The following is a 13,762-nucleotide window of genomic DNA, read 5'->3' as shown; positions in this document are numbered from 1 at the left end:
AGCCGTCCGCCGCCGCGGCGGCAGAGCCGCGGCCGGTCCGCCGGCACGGGGTCAGGGCCGCGGCCGGTCCGCCGGCACGGCACGTGGGAGGCGCCGGTTCCGCCCGCCGTCCGGGCGGCGTGGCGGGCGGCGCCGCAGGAGGCGGGGCGGGCCCGCCGCGTAGCGCCGGCCGATGCGTTCCGGGTCGACGCCCGCGAAGTACAGCACCTTCAGGTACTGCATGAACACGGTCATCCGCCACACGCCGTGCGCGACGAGGCGCCGCGCCGACGCCGTGGACGTGGCGGGCAGCAGCGCCAGCCGGCCGCGCCGGTCGAGGCGGCGGGACATCTCCAGGTCCTCCATGATGGCCAGGTCCGGGAAGCCGCCGAGCTCGTCGAAGACGCCGCGCCGGACGAACATGGCCTGGTCGCCGAAGATGTGCCGCAGGTGCCGGGCGCGCGCGTTGGACGTGTACGCGAGGTAGTCCAGGCCAGGGCTGCGGCGGTCGAAGCGCAGGGTCAGCCCGCCGCCCACCACCCGCGGGTCGGACATCGCCGTGCGGATCTGGTCCAGCGCGGCGGGCGCGATCTCCGTGTCGACGTGGACGAACCAGAGCACGTCCCCGGTGCAGTGCCGGGCGCCGGCGTTCATCTGCCGGGCCCTGCCCCGCTCGCTGCGTACGAGGGTGGCGTGCGGCGCGGCCAGTTCCGCGGTCGCGTCCGTGGACCCGCCGTCGACCACGACGAGCTCGCAGCCGGGGAAGTCGCGCCGCAGCCGGCGCACCGCCGCCACGATCGTGTCCTCCTCGTTCAGCACCGGCACGACGATCGACACGGTCGGCAGCGGGGCCGCGGGCGCGGGCCCCGAGCCGTTTCCGGACTTCTCGCGGTGCGGGCCGCTCATGACCCGAACCGGTAGACGAATCCGGCCGGTTCCACCGCCTCCAGCCCCGACACCGCCCGCCCCACGAGCTCCGCGAAGACGCCCTTGCTGGCGGCCATGCGCTCCAGCAGCGCTTCCACCGGCTCCGGTTCGGGGGCCACGCCGTTGGCGTAGTCGGTGACGAAGCCGACGAGGGCCAGGGGGAGTTCCGCCTCCCCCGCCAGGACGACTTCCGGGCCCGCGGTCTGGCTGACCGCCGTGACCCCGGCGGCCGCCAGTGCCGCGATCTCGCTGCGCGTGTTGAACCGGGGCCCGTCGACGTGCCCGTACACCCCGCCCGCCAGGACGGGCACGCCGAGGCCCTCCGCGCCGGCGAGCAGGGCGCGCCGCAGCGGCTCGCTGAAGGGCCTGTCGAAGATCCAGTGCCCCCGGCCGGCCTCGCCGGGCGCCGTGAACCACGTGCACGGCGAGCCGTCGGGCAGCCTGTTCGACGGGAAGTACAGGTCGTCGAAGACCACGAGCGAGCCGGGCGCGGCGCCCGCGTCAGCCGCCCCGCACACCGTCAGCGAGATCACGCCGTCCACGGAACAGGCGCGCAGGGCCGCGAGGTTGGCCTTGTGGTCGACCTGGTGGGACAGGCGGTGGTGCTGTGCGCCGTGCCGGGACAGCTGCACGATCTCGGTCCCCTTGAGCCGCCCCCGGGTGACGGGCACGTCGCCGTACTCCGTGCCGACCGTCTCGTCGGACGCGTCGTCCAGGTGGGGCCAGGCATAGCTGCCCGAGCCGGTGATGACACCGATGCGCATGTGGGTTCCTCCCCTTGTGCCGTGCCTGCTACTGATGCGGGCGCCGCGCGCCCCGCGCCCGTACGCGTCCGCCGAGGGCCCGCGCCCGTACGCGTCCGCCGGGCGCGTCCCCGTCCGGGCGGGCCCGGCCGCCCCCGCGGAGGGCGGACCTCCCCGGTCACGGGCGCACCCGCCGCCGCAGCCCGACGAGGCCGCCGATGACCCGGCTGTGCCGGGCCAGCCGCTGGTGCACGTCGAGGATCGCGGCGTGCCACGGCCCGTCGGCGTACGTCGGGTACGGGTGGACGGTCCCCGCGTACCGCGACGCCGTCCAGCCGAGCCTTACCGCGGTCGCCAGGTGCGCGATGGTCTCCCCGGCGCGCGGTGCCACCACGGTCGCTCCGACGACGCGGCCCCGCGGGTCGAGCACCAGGGTGGTGAAGCCCTCGGTGCGGCCGTCGGCGACGGCCCGGTCCACGCGGTCGTGCCGCAGCGTGCGGACCCGCACCCGGTCGCCGTGCGCCGCGCGGCCCTCGTCGGCGGTCAGCCCGACGCGGGCCACCTCCGGGTCGGTGTACGTCACCCACGGGACCGCCCGGTGGTCGATGCGGCGCACCGGCCCGAGCAGCGCGTTGGTGGCGGCGGTGCCGCCCTGGACGCCGCCCAGGTGCGTGAACGCCGACGTGCCGGTCACGTCCCCGGCCGCGAACACCCGGGGGTTGGTGGTGCGCAGCCGGTCGTCGACGCGGATGTGGCCGCGGCCGTCCACCTCCACCCCGGCCGCCGCCGGGTCCAGGCCGTCCGTGCGGGGGCGGCGCCCGGTGACCGCGAGGAGCGCGTCGTACGGGACGGTCTCGCCGCCGGGGCCGTGCAGGGCGCCGTCGGCGACCTTCTCCACCTGGTACCCGGTCAGGACGGTCACCCCCTCGGCCTCCAGCCGTTCCCGTACGACCCGGGAGGCGTCGGGTTCCTCGCGGGGCAGCAGCCGGTCCTGCGCCTCGACGAGCGTCACCCGGGACCCGAGCCGGCCGAGGGCCTGCGCCAGCTCGCAGCCGATGGGGCCGCCGCCCAGCACCGCGAGCCGCTCCGGCAGCCGCTCCAGGTCCCACACGGAGTCACTGGTCAGCGGCGCGGCCTCGGCGAGACCCGGCACCGGGGCGAGGGCGGGCGCGGAACCGGTCGCGACCAGCGCGTACCGGAAGGAGACCCGCCGCTCGCCGACCGACAGCGTGCGGGGGCCGGTGAAGACGGCCGGGCCGTACGCCACCTCCACGCCGAACGGCCGCAGGGCCTCGGGCGAGTCGTGCGGCTCGATGGCCGCGATGGCGCCCTTGACGTCCCGCATCACGGCGGCCAGGTCGGCGGGGCCGGCGGGCGCGGCGAGCCCGTAGCGGTCGACCCCGCGGGCCGCGTGCACCTCGGCGGCCACGTGCAGCAGCGCCTTGCTGGGCACGCAGCCGGTCCACAGGCAGTCGCCGCCCAGCCGGTCGCGCTCCACCAGCAGGGTGCGGGCGCCGAAACGGCCCGCGGTGCGGGCGGCCGTCAGGCCGGCGCTGCCGCCCCCGATGACCACGAGGTCGTACGCGCGTGCACTGCTCATGGGTGGATTCCCTCATTCCGCCGCTTGGGCCCGCTCGGTGGTGCTGTGTCCTGCTCTCCGGCTCCCTGCTGCGTCGGAAACCCGCCATGCCCCGTGGCGCCTTCCCTTCTCCTCCTCTTCCCATCCCCCCTTCCTCGTGTGCCCCCCTTTCCACGCCTGCCTCCCGTGCCCGCGTGCCTTCGGCGCCCTCGCGTGCCCTCTGTGGCCTCGCGCGCCTTCTGTGCCGTGTGTGGCCGGGTTCCTCGCGTGCGGGCGGTGCATGCTGCGGCCGGGCCGCGGGAGACGTACGGGGCAGGAACGGGAACGCGGGCGTGGAGGGAACGGGGGCAGGGACGGGGTGGAGGGCGTGGAGGGAACGGGGGCAGGGACGGGAACGAGGGCCCCGGCGGGAATGACCGGGTGCACCGGCCGGGTTCCCGGCGCGGGGTAGCACGGGTCGGGAACCCGGCATGAGGCAGGGTGGCCGGGTTCCCGACGCGGTCAGGACGGAAGGAGGCGGCCGTGATGGACGAACGGTCCTGGCGCCGGTACGTGAGCGCCTACCACGACGCGCGTCCCGGCATCACCGAGCGGCTGCTCGGGCTGGCCGAGACGTCCCCGTACGCGTGGCTGGCCGAGCCCCTGCGGACCGTGCCGGGCCCCGTGCTGGACCTGGCGTGCGGATCGGCACCCACCCGCGCGGAACTGGCCGGTGCCGACTGGGTCGGAGTGGACCTCTCCGCGGGGGAGCTCGCGGAGGCCGCCCGGCGCGGCCGGGGCCCGCTGGTCCGGGCCGGGGCCGACGCCCTGCCCTTCGGCGCGGCCACAGCGGGAGCGGTGTGCGCCGCGATGTGCCTCCCGGTGCTCACGCCCCTGCCGCGGGTGCTGAGCGAGGCACGGCGGGTGCTGCGCCCCGGCGGGGTGCTGGCCGCGCTGGTGCCGTCCGGCTCCGGGCTGTCCCCGCGCGGGCTGCTCGGATGGGCGCGGGTGATGGGCGCGCTGCGCGCCGTCCGCCAGCCGTGGCCGAACCCGCAGGCACGGGACGGACTGGCCGGGGTCCTGCGCGGGGCGGGCTTCACGGTCCGCTCCGACGAGCGCCGGGTGTTCCGCCTCGCCCTGGAGACGCCCGCCGCGGTGTCGCTGCTGGTCGAGGGGCTGTACCTGCCCGGCGTCCCGCCGGAGCGCACCGCGTCGGCCGGACGCGCCCTCGCCGCCTGGGCGCGCCCCGGGCGCCGACTGGAACTCCCGCTGCGGCGGGTCGTCGCCGTACCCACCGCACCGTGACGGCCGGCGCCCGCACCCGTCACCGCTGAACGCCCCGCGGTCCGCCCGGCCCCGTACCGCACCCGGCACCACACCGACCGGCCCACCGACCTACGGGCCCCGCGCCCCGACCGGCCCACCCACCACCTGGCACCGCGCCCCGACTGGCCCCACACACCACCAGGCACCGCGCCCCGGCCGGGCGCCGCCCGCAGCCGTGAGGACGGACCCGCATGATCCCTGGAACCGGCACGGACACCGACACCGGCGGCACCGGCAGCCCGCGCAGCGCCGACCCCCACGACCCCCACGCACCCCATGCCCCGCACGACCCGCACGCCCCGGACACGGGCACCGGCACCGATGGCACGACCGGCGACGGCACGGCCCCCGCACCGGTGCCGGAAGCACCGGCGCCGACGGCACCGTCGCGGGCCGAGCCCGGCGCGGCGGGGCGGGGCGGCCGCGGGGCCCCCTGCTGCGGCTGCTGGCGTTCGCCGTGCTGCTCGGCGGCCTGGCGGCGTGGGCCGCCCTGGACGGGGCCCGGCTGCTGGCCGGCGTCGGCGAACGGGTCGACGCACTCGGCGCCTGGGCCCCCTTCGTCTTCGCCCTGTGCTACGCGCTGGCGGTGACCGGGCTGCTGCCCGGCGCGGTGCTGTCCGCGACCGCGGGCGCGCTGTTCGGCGTGCCGGTGGGCGCGGCGGCCGTCCTGGTGGGGGCGACCGCCGGCGCGTCCCTGTCGTTCGGTATCGGCCGCCGGCTGGGCCGCCCGGCCGTCGAACGGTACGCGGGAACGGGGCGGCTGGCCCGGCTGGACGACTTCCTCGCACGGCGCGGCTTCCTGGCCGTACTGGTCATGCGGCTGGTGCCGCTGTTCCCCTTCAACCTCGTCAACTATGGTGCGGGCGTGTCCGGGGTGCGCTTCCTGCCGTTCGTGACGGCCACCGCGCTCGGCATCGTGCCGGGCACGCTCACCCTGGTCGGCCTGGGCGGCGCCCTGCGTCAGCCCGGCTCCCCGATGCTGTGGGCGGCCATCGGCGCCTTGGTGGTGCTGAGCGTCGGCGGCGGCTGGGCTGCCCGCCGCTACGGGAGGGCGGCGAAGAGGGAGGGCGCGAAGACCGTCGAGCAGCGGGGGCGTTGACCAGGTCTTCTCCAGTCCATTCGGCACTGCGGCGCCCACGGCCCCACGGCCCCACCGCTCCACGGCTCGACAGCTCGACAGCTCGACGGCTCCACCGCTCCACGGCCCGACGGCTCGGGTGAGGCGTCGCGGCGGATGGCGGCGGAGTCACGGGCCGGGCCGGGAGACCCGGAAGGCGGGGACGGGAAGGCAAGGGCAGGAAGGGCGGGCGGCGGGAAGGTGGGCGGCGGGTCGCCGGGTTCCCGACGCACGGCCCGCTCGGTGCGTACGGGCGCGGGCGACTGACGACGTGAGGAAGAGGCATGACGACCGAAGTGACCCAGCAGCCAGGCCAGTCCCAGCAGTCCCAGCAGTCCGAGCAGCCCGGGCAGCCCGGGCCGTCGCAGGTGGCAGAGGCCGTCAAGGACTACTACGGCAAGGTGCTGGCGTCCTCCGCCGACCTGAAGACCACCGCCTGCTGCACGGCGACCGCTCCTCCGCCGCACATCGCCGCCGCCCTCAATCGCGTACACGAGGAGGTCAAGGACCGCTACTACGGCTGCGGTTCCCCCATCCCCCCGGCCCTGGAGGGCGCCACGGTCCTGGACCTCGGCTGCGGCAGCGGCCGCGACGTGTACGTCCTGGCCCAGCTGGTCGGGCCGACGGGCCGGGTGATCGGCGTCGACATGACGGACGAGCAGCTGGCCGTGGCCCGCCGCCACGCCGACTGGCACGCCGAGGAGTTCGGCTACGCGAACGTGGAGTTCCGCCAGGGCTACATCGAGGACCTCGCCGCCGCCGGCATCGAGGACGGGTCCGTGGACCTGGTCGTCTCCAACTGCGTGCTCAACCTGTCCCCGGACAAGCCGCGGGTCCTCGCCGAGATCTTCCGGGTGCTCAGGGAAGGCGGCGAGATGTACGTCTCCGACATCTTCGCCGACCGCCGGCTGCCCGCCGGCCTGCTGGACAACCCCGTCCTGGTGGGGGAGTGCCTCGCCGGCGCCCTCTACACCGAGGACTTCCGCCGCGTGCTGGACCGGGCCGGCTGCGCGGACGCCCGTACGGTGGCGGAGTCGCCGGTGGAGCTGACCGACCCCGAGGTGGCGCGGGAGATCGGTTTCGCCACGTTCACCTCGCGCACGGTGCGCGCCTTCAAGTTGCCGCTGGAGGACCTCTGCGAGGACTACGGGCAGGTGGCGGTCTACCGGGGGACCCTGCCGGAGCACCCGCACGCCTTCGACCTCGACGACCACCACCACTTCCCGACCGGGAAGCCCCTGCTGGTCTGCGGGAACACGGCGGACATGCTCTCCGCGACCCGCTACGCGCCCCACTTCACCGTCACAGGGGACAAGTCCACCCACTTCGGCCCGTTTCCGTGCGGCCCCGCGACGGCGGCCGGTGCGTCCTCGGCGCCGGGTCAGGGCGCGGCCGCCTGCTGCTGACCACCGCGCGGCCGCCTGCCGCTGCCCCCTCCCACCGGGTCCACCGGCTCCACCGGCTCCACCGGGTCCACCAGGTCCACCGGGTCCACCGGGTCCACCGGTTCAAAGGGGGTACGGGGGTAAGGGGTCAGGAGACCGGTGGGCGGCTTGACTTCGCCCGCCCCCCGCCCGGTGTGCCGGGGCCGCTGCCCACGGGTGGCGCCGGCGCGGAGGGATCGCCGGCCAGCCGGTGCGCGTAGCGGTGGAGGCGGGCGGCGGCGAGGAGGCGGGTGCGCGCTGCGGGCCGCGGCGCAGCGAGGACTTGACGAGGCGCAGGGTCTCCAGGGTGCCGCTGCACACCCAGCAGCGGGCGATGTGCTCGGCGACCCGTGCCCGCGCGGCGCCGGTGAGCTCCCCGTCCGCGTACGGCCCCACCGATCTCCGCAGCCGCAAGTGGAGCAGCCTTTCACGGCACTGGGACCATATGCCGGGAGTCCGCCGGCAAAGCAGCGTCTTCATATGCCGGAAACCCGCTCGCCATGTCACGCATTCCGCCCATTCCACCCGGTGGGGCCGGTGCCGGTGTGGCGGGCCTCCCGAAGTGGCCGGCGTCCCGGCGGTGCGGAGCCCCGGTCCCGACCGGAGCCTCGGCTTCCGGCGGGCCGCGGGTCTCCGCTGGCGCGGCGCCCCCGGCTTCCGCGGGCCGCGGTCTCGGCCGGGGTGCGGTGCACCGGGTCGGCGAGCGCGGCCCTCCGGCACGCCCCGCGCAGGGGGCGGGCGGCCGTACGCAAGCCCCGCAGGGAGGGCGTCGCCGGGCTCAGCCCTCGTCGGGCCGCAGCAGCGACTCCCCGAAATGCCGCAGCCGTCGCAGCGCGTCCGGGTCGGGCTCCCGGCGCCGGGTCAGGGCCCCTTTGATCGCCTGGTACGTCCGCGCCTCCAGGCCGCAGTGGCGGCACTGCTCCAGGTGCGCGGCCACGCGCTGCGCGGTGCCCCCGCCGGTCTCGCCGTCCAGGTGCGCCTGCAGCACGCGGCCCACCTGAGCGCAGTCCATCGGCCGGTCGGGCCCGGCGCGCCGCAGCAGCATCCGTACCGCCCGCAGCACCCGCACGGTACGCATGGACCTCACCGCCCGCCCCGCCCCGGTACGAGCCCGGCGGCCGCCAGGCGCACGCGGATCCGCTTGCGCGCCCGGTGCAGTCTGCTCATCACGGTCCCCTCCGGTACGCCCAGCAGCCGGGCGGTCTCCGCGTAGGACAGGCCGTCGATGTCGACGAGCCGTAAGACCTGCTGGTGCGCGGGCGGCAGGGCGTCCATCGCCGCGTCCACGACCTCGTCGAACAGGTCGCCGACCACCAGGGACTCCGGCGACGGCTCCGTGTCCCCGGAGGCCGCCGTCAGGCGCTCCAGGTCGCCTTCCCGGTCCAGCAGGTGCGGTCTTCTGCGCCGGTGCCGGTTGATCTCGGCCCGCCGCATGATGGTCAGCAGCCAGGCGCGCGGGTGCCGCCCGTCGAACCTGTCCACCGCCTTGTAGGCGCGCAGCAGGGTCTCCTGGACCAGGTCCTCGGCGTCGGCCTGCTGGGAGGTCAGCGTCATCGCGACCCTCAGCAGCACCTCCACCTCGGGCAGTACGTACGCGGCGAACGCCTCCGCGCGGCGCGTCTCCTCGCGCTGCGCCGCGGCGCTCGGCAGCCGTTGCTCCACGGTCCTGGACCCCCCGGTCTCGACTCCCCGACGGCCTGTGCCACGGACGCTGCGTGAGGGCACGGCCGATCTTCTGTCACCGTGCAACAGTGGGCCACGCCACTCGAAGCCGGATGGAAAACCGGGGAAGTGGTTTGTTCCGTTCCGGTTGCGGCGGCCGCGGGTCCCGAAATCGCCCTGTTATGCGGTCACTCGGCCCGCGGCGGCCGCGTCCTTGGCCGCCGGGCCCTGTGGCGGCCGTGTCCTGTGTCGCCGAGGACCCGCGGGCGCCCGGGCCCGCGGACGCCCCGGGGACCCTGCGCCCGCCGTGCAGCCTGCGCCCGCCGCAGGCCCTGCGGGCGCGGGATGCCCGCGCGTGCCGGGTCCTACGGCCGCTCCGCGGTGAGGTAGCGCTGCACGGTCGGGGCGAGCCACGCGACGATCTCGTCCCGCGTCAGGTCGGCGGCGGGCGGCAGTTTCACGACGTAGCGGACGAGGGCCATGCCCAGGATCTGCGAGGCGACGAGCGCGGCGCGCCGGGGTGCCTCGGCCGGGTCCGGGCACAGGCCGGCGACCAGCGGGCCGAGCTGCTCCCGGAAGATCGCGTGCATGCGCTCCGCCCCCGCCGGGTTGGTGATGCCGCCGCGGAGCACTGCGGTGAGCACGTCGTCGGCCTCCCAGCGGTCGAGGAAGTGGCCGACGAGGGCCGCTCCCACGTGCTGGACGGGCAGCGCGCCCAGCCGCGGCAGGCGCAGGTCGATCTCGGACGCGGCGGTGAAGAGCCGCTCCTTGTTGCCGTAGTAGCGCATCACCATCGACGGGTCGATGCCCGCGTCACGGGCGATGGCGCGGATGGTGGCGCGCTCGTAGCCGTCGGCGGCGAAGCGCTCCCGGGCGGCCGCCAGGATCGCGGCACGCGTGGCGTCCGAGCGGCGCGGGGCCTCCGGCGCGGTGCCGCCCGGGGCCGGGGGCTCCGGGGCGTGCGGACCCTGGCCGGGGGTCGGGGGCTCCGGGGCGTACGGACCCTGGCCGGGGGTTCCGGGCGCGAGGGCTGGGACTTCCGTCATCATGCCAACGAATGTAGGCCAACACCTGTTGACAAGCCAGCCGCGGCGGGAGCAGACTTGCCAACAAGCGTTGACCAACAGGCGTTGGCCAACGACTGTTGACGCTCGTCTGCCATGGGAGGGCGGCATGAACCGGACGCTGCACACGGGCACCGACACGGACACGGGCACAGGCGCGGACACCGGTCCGCAGGAGGGGGCGCACAGGGGCGGCGGTGGCACGGAGGCGGATGTCGCCGTGGTGGGCGCGGGCCCGACGGGGCTGCTGCTCGCCGGAGACCTCGCCGCGGCCGGCCTGCGGGTGACACTCGTCGAGCGCCGACCCGCCGGCACCGGCAACCTCACGCGCGCCTTCGGTGTCCACGCCCGCACCCTCGAAGCGCTCGACGCCCGGGGCGTGGCCGACGAACTGGTCGACACGGGCAGCCGCCTCACCCGGCTGCGCCTCTTCGGGCGCGCCCGGCTCGACTTCTCCGGGCTGCGGTCCCGCTTCCCGTACCTGCTCGTCACACCCCAGTACGAGGTGGAGCGCGTGCTGCGGCGGCGCGCGGCGGAGGCCGGCGTCGACTTCCGGTACGAGACGGCCCTGCGGCACCTGCGCCAGGACGCCGAGGGGGTCACGGCGGAGCTCGACGCACCCGGCGGCGGCGCGTCCGTGCTGAGGGTCCGGTACCTCGTCGGAGCGGACGGGCTGCGCAGCACCGTGCGGGGGCTGCTGGGGCTGCCCTTCCCGGGCGAAGCGGTGATCCGCTCGATGGTCCTCGCCGACGTGCGGTTCACGCGGGAGCCGGAAGACCTGGTCGCCGTGCAGGCCGCAGACGGCGCCTTCGCGTTCGTGGCGCCTTTCGGCGACGGCTGGTACCGGGTGATGGGCTGGGACCGCGACCGGGAGGCGCCCGACAGCGAACCGGTCGGGCTGGAGGAGGTCCGCGGCATCCTGCGCCGGGCCCACGGCACCGACTACGGCATGCACGACCCGCGCTGGCTCTCCCGTTTCCACAGCGACGAACGGCAGGTGCCGGCGTACCGCGCCGGGCGGGTCTTCCTCGCGGGCGACGCCGCCCACATCCACTCGCCCGCGGGCGGGCAGGGCATGAACACGGGGCTGCAGGACGCGGCCAACCTCTCGTGGAAGCTGGCCGCCGTGCTGCGCGGCCACGCCCCGGACCCCGAGGCGCTGCTGGACAGCTACCACGCGGAGCGCCACCCGGTCGGCAGGGCCGTGCTGCGCAGCAGCGGCGGCATCCTGCGCCTCGCCATGGCGGACACCCCGGCGCAGCGCGCCCTGCGTGCCGCCGTCACCGGTCTGCTCGGCGCCGCCCGGCCGGTGTCGGACAGGGCCGTCGGCCAGATCAGCGGCGTCGGCATCCGCTACCGCGCCCCACGCGGCGCCCACCGCCTCACAGGGCGGCGCGCGCCGGACCTGGCCCTGGAGGAGGGCCGCCTCTACGAACTCCTCAGGAAGGGCGCGTTCGTCCTGGTGCACCCGCCGGGCGCGGCGGCGGCCGCCGCGCGGTGCGCTCCCGCCTCGGCTGTGGCCGGGGAGGTCGTCCACGCGACCTGGGCCCGCGCCGGCCGGGGCACGACCCTGCTGGTCCGGCCCGACGGCTACATAGCCTGGGCCGCCGACTGACGGCCGGACGCCGCCGGGCCGGGCGGAGCGGGCGCCGTTCGGGCGGATGCCCGGGACGGGCGGAGCGGACGCCCGGGACGGGTGGGGAGCGGTGACGGGGGCCACGGCCCCATGCCGGTGGCTGCGGTAGCTTCCGAGCATGTCGTACCGCCGCCCGGACCAGCCGGCCCCCGCCGCCTCGCCCGGCGGACCCACCGCCACCCACGCGCAGCCCGGCCCCGCGGCCGAGACCCCCGCGGCCGAGACCCCCGCAGCGGAGACCCCCGCAGCGGAGACCCCCGCGGCGGAGACCCCCTCGGCGGAGACCGGTGTGGCCGCCGGCGCCGGCGGCGTCGCCGCGCTGAGCGCGCCTGGGGCGCCGTTCGCCACCGTCCGCGGAGAGGACGGGCGGCTGCGGTACGTCCGAGGTCCCCGCACGCTGCCGGAGGTCCTGGAAGCCACCCGGGGCTTCGGGACGCGGACGTTCCTGGTCGCGGACGACGGGACGGCGTACAGCTACGCCGCCTTCCACGCGGCCGCGGCGGGCCTGGCGCGCCGGCTGTCCGGCGCGTACGGTCTGCGGCCGGGCGACCGGGCGGTGATCGCCGGACGCAACAGCCCGGAGTGGCAGGTCGCGTTCTGGGCGGCGCAGCTCGCCGGACTCGTCGCCGTACCGCTGAACGCCTGGTGGACGGCGGCGGAGTGCGCGTACGCCCTGGACGACTGCGAGCCGGGCATCCTGCTCGTGGACGGCGAGCGGGCCGAGCGGCTCGCCCCGTGGGCGCGGCGCCGGGGCGTGCCCGGGATCGTCTTCCACGGGGACCCGCAGCGGGGGTTCGGGACGTACGGGTTCGAGCCGCACGGGTTCGAGCCGTACGGGACGGGCGAGTACGGCCCGTACGGCCCGCCGGGACCGGGGGAGTACGGCCCCCACGGCCCCAATGGTCCGCGCAGTCCGGAGGGGCCGGGGGCCCACGGCCCGCACCGCTCATCCGGCCCGCACGGCCCGCAGGGCCTGCACGGCCCGCACGGTCCCCACGGCTCGCGGGGGTCCGAGGGGCGCGGTCCGCATGGCTCGCCGGGGACCGGGGCGTACGGCGGCGGGGCTCCGGACCCGTCGGGCGCCGCGCCCCGCGTCACCGTGCGGCCCGAGGACGACGCCACGATCACGTACACCTCCGGCACCACCGGCCGCCCCAAGGGGGCCGTCGCCACGCAGCTCGCCCAGGCCGCCGCGGCGGTCAACCCGCGGTTCCAGGCCGCCGCGGCCGCCATGGAACGCGGTGACCACCCGGGCAGGGGCCGCGTGCCCGTGTCGCTGACGACGTTCCCCTTCTTCCACGCGGCCGCCTTCACCTCCCTCTACGGGATCATGGCCGCCGGCGGGACCCTCGTGACGATGCGCAAGTGGGACCCGGACACCGCCCTGGACCTGATCGACCGCTACGGCGCCACGCACTACGCGGGTGTCCCGGCCACCGCTCTCCAGCTCCTCGACGCGGCGGAGGCCCGCGGCCACCGCCTCCCGAGCCTCACCAACCTCAACACCGGAGGGGCCCCCGCACCGCCCTCGCTCGTACGGCGGCTGACCGCGGCGTACGGCGAGCGCATCGAGCCGCGCAACGGCTACGGCCTCACCGAGACGTGCGGCGGCGTCCTCGCCCACTACGGCGACGCCTACCGCCGCCGCCCCGACAGCGTGGGCCGCCCCACGCCCGTCACCGAGACGCGGATCGCCGGACCCGGGGGGCGCCCCCTGCCGACCGGAGAGGTCGGCGAGCTGTGGCTGCGCGGCCAGAGCCTGGTGCGCGGCTACTGGCGGGACGAGCGGGCCACCGCGGAGGCGTTCACCGGCGACGGCTGGTTCCGCACCGGCGACCTGGCCCTGGTCCGCGAGGACGGGCGGGTGTCCGTCGTCGACCGGATCAAGGACGTCGTCATCCGGGGCGGCGAGAACGTGTACTGCGTCGAGGTGGAGGCCGCCCTGTTCGCGGACCCCGCCGTCGCCGACGCGGCCGTCCTGGGCGTCCCGCACCCCGTGCTCGGCGAGGAGGTCGCCGCCGTCGTACGCCCCCGCGTCCCGGCGGCACCCGCCGCCCACTCCTCCGCGGACGCTCCCGCCTCCCCGGCCCCCGGCGGGCGCGGAGACGGCCCCCGGCCCCCGGGACGCCCGGCACCACGGAGGCACCCGGCACCACGGAGGCACCCGGCGCCACGGAGGCACCCGGTACCACCGGGGCGGGGCTCACCGCGGACGCGCTGCGGGACCGGCTCCGAGCGGGCCTCGCGCCGTTCAAGGTGCCCGCGCACATCCTCGTACGGGACGCGCCGCTGCCCCGGAACGCGGCCGGCAAGGTCCTGAAGGACC

At 76.8% G+C, this 13,762-nt stretch carries 12 protein-coding genes; 5 read left to right on the top strand and 7 right to left on the bottom strand.

The window, feature by feature from the left end; translation table 11 throughout:
• Positions 1-51: 51 nt before the first annotated feature.
• From L6E17_RS25085 to L6E17_RS25075, 3 genes are all read right to left on the bottom strand, one after another.
• Positions 52-885 (bottom strand): TIGR04283 family arsenosugar biosynthesis glycosyltransferase, encoded by an 834-nt coding sequence (locus tag L6E17_RS25085; RefSeq protein WP_236242974.1) that lies wholly within the window; start codon positions 883-885, stop codon positions 52-54.
• A complete protein-coding gene (locus L6E17_RS25080) occupies positions 882-1,670 on the bottom strand; it encodes an MTAP family purine nucleoside phosphorylase (protein WP_236242973.1) in 789 nt (262 codons plus the stop codon). The genes L6E17_RS25085 and L6E17_RS25080 overlap by 4 nt, the downstream gene beginning before the upstream one ends.
• A gap of 157 nt (positions 1,671-1,827) precedes the next feature.
• The gene (locus tag L6E17_RS25075) at positions 1,828-3,249 is read right to left on the bottom strand and encodes an NAD(P)/FAD-dependent oxidoreductase (protein WP_236242972.1); all 1,422 of its coding nucleotides are present in this window, start codon (positions 3,247-3,249) and stop codon (positions 1,828-1,830) included.
• 504 nt (positions 3,250-3,753) lie between these two features.
• Here L6E17_RS25075 and L6E17_RS25070 point away from each other — a divergent pair.
• From L6E17_RS25070 to L6E17_RS25060, 3 genes are all read left to right on the top strand, one after another.
• Positions 3,754-4,512, top strand: a complete 759-nt coding sequence (locus L6E17_RS25070; protein WP_236242971.1) for a class I SAM-dependent methyltransferase — start codon at positions 3,754-3,756, stop codon at positions 4,510-4,512.
• Positions 4,513-4,990: 478 nt separating this feature from the next.
• Positions 4,991-5,632 carry a TVP38/TMEM64 family protein gene (locus L6E17_RS25065; protein ID WP_236242970.1) on the top strand — a complete coding sequence of 214 codons (642 nt, stop codon included), beginning with the start codon at positions 4,991-4,993 and terminating at the stop codon, positions 5,630-5,632.
• A gap of 302 nt (positions 5,633-5,934) precedes the next feature.
• Positions 5,935-7,056: a methyltransferase domain-containing protein gene (locus L6E17_RS25060; RefSeq protein ID WP_236242969.1), complete on the top strand. Its 1,122-nt coding sequence runs from the start codon at positions 5,935-5,937 to the stop codon at positions 7,054-7,056.
• A 102-nt stretch (positions 7,057-7,158) separates the two neighbouring features.
• Here the strand turns inward: L6E17_RS25060 and L6E17_RS25055 are convergent, their stop codons facing one another.
• From L6E17_RS25055 to L6E17_RS25040, 4 genes are all read right to left on the bottom strand, one after another.
• The gene (locus L6E17_RS25055; protein ID WP_236242968.1) at positions 7,159-7,554 is read right to left on the bottom strand and encodes an anti-sigma factor; all 396 of its coding nucleotides are present in this window, start codon (positions 7,552-7,554) and stop codon (positions 7,159-7,161) included.
• A gap of 298 nt (positions 7,555-7,852) precedes the next feature.
• A complete protein-coding gene (locus tag L6E17_RS25050) occupies positions 7,853-8,152 on the bottom strand; it encodes a zf-HC2 domain-containing protein (protein ID WP_236242967.1) in 300 nt (99 codons plus the stop codon).
• 5 nt (positions 8,153-8,157) lie between these two features.
• Positions 8,158-8,736: an RNA polymerase sigma factor gene (locus tag L6E17_RS25045; protein ID WP_236242966.1), complete on the bottom strand. Its 579-nt coding sequence runs from the start codon at positions 8,734-8,736 to the stop codon at positions 8,158-8,160.
• Between the two features lie 365 nt (positions 8,737-9,101).
• Positions 9,102-9,785 carry a TetR family transcriptional regulator gene (locus tag L6E17_RS25040; RefSeq protein WP_236242965.1) on the bottom strand — a complete coding sequence of 228 codons (684 nt, stop codon included), beginning with the start codon at positions 9,783-9,785 and terminating at the stop codon, positions 9,102-9,104.
• 124 nt (positions 9,786-9,909) lie between these two features.
• Here L6E17_RS25040 and L6E17_RS25035 point away from each other — a divergent pair, with 124 nt between their 5' ends.
• On the top strand, positions 9,910-11,415 hold the full coding sequence (locus L6E17_RS25035) for an FAD-dependent oxidoreductase (RefSeq protein ID WP_236242964.1): 1,506 nt from the start codon (positions 9,910-9,912) through the stop codon (positions 11,413-11,415).
• A 139-nt stretch (positions 11,416-11,554) separates the two neighbouring features.
• The gene (locus L6E17_RS25030; RefSeq protein WP_236242963.1) at positions 11,555-13,756 is read left to right on the top strand and encodes a class I adenylate-forming enzyme family protein; all 2,202 of its coding nucleotides are present in this window, start codon (positions 11,555-11,557) and stop codon (positions 13,754-13,756) included.
• The last annotated feature ends 6 nt before the right edge of the window (positions 13,757-13,762 follow it).

The sequence above is a fragment of the Streptomyces sp. CC228A genome (genome assembly GCF_021390935.1).
GTDB lineage: Bacteria > Actinomycetota > Actinomycetes > Streptomycetales > Streptomycetaceae > Streptomyces.
Note: the sequence above shows the minus strand (reverse complement) of the source record. Positions and strands in the feature narration are given on the sequence as shown.

Excerpts from the sequence above, each read along its gene's own strand:
- L6E17_RS25085 (WP_236242974.1), bottom strand. The coding sequence starts at position 885 with ATGAGCGGCCCGCACCGCGAGAAGTCCGGAAACGGCTCGGGGCCCGCG.
- L6E17_RS25080 (WP_236242973.1), bottom strand. The coding sequence starts at position 1,670 with ATGCGCATCGGTGTCATCACCGGCTCGGGCAGCTATGCCTGGCCCCAC.
- L6E17_RS25075 (WP_236242972.1), bottom strand. The coding sequence starts at position 3,249 with ATGAGCAGTGCACGCGCGTACGACCTCGTGGTCATCGGGGGCGGCAGC.
- L6E17_RS25070 (WP_236242971.1), top strand. The coding sequence starts at position 3,754 with ATGGACGAACGGTCCTGGCGCCGGTACGTGAGCGCCTACCACGACGCG.
- L6E17_RS25060 (WP_236242969.1), top strand. The coding sequence starts at position 5,935 with ATGACGACCGAAGTGACCCAGCAGCCAGGCCAGTCCCAGCAGTCCCAG.
- L6E17_RS25055 (WP_236242968.1), bottom strand. The coding sequence starts at position 7,554 with ATGAAGACGCTGCTTTGCCGGCGGACTCCCGGCATATGGTCCCAGTGC.
- L6E17_RS25050 (WP_236242967.1), bottom strand. The coding sequence starts at position 8,152 with ATGCGTACCGTGCGGGTGCTGCGGGCGGTACGGATGCTGCTGCGGCGC.
- L6E17_RS25040 (WP_236242965.1), bottom strand. The coding sequence starts at position 9,785 with ATGATGACGGAAGTCCCAGCCCTCGCGCCCGGAACCCCCGGCCAGGGT.
- L6E17_RS25035 (WP_236242964.1), top strand. The coding sequence starts at position 9,910 with ATGAACCGGACGCTGCACACGGGCACCGACACGGACACGGGCACAGGC.
- L6E17_RS25030 (WP_236242963.1), top strand. The coding sequence starts at position 11,555 with ATGTCGTACCGCCGCCCGGACCAGCCGGCCCCCGCCGCCTCGCCCGGC.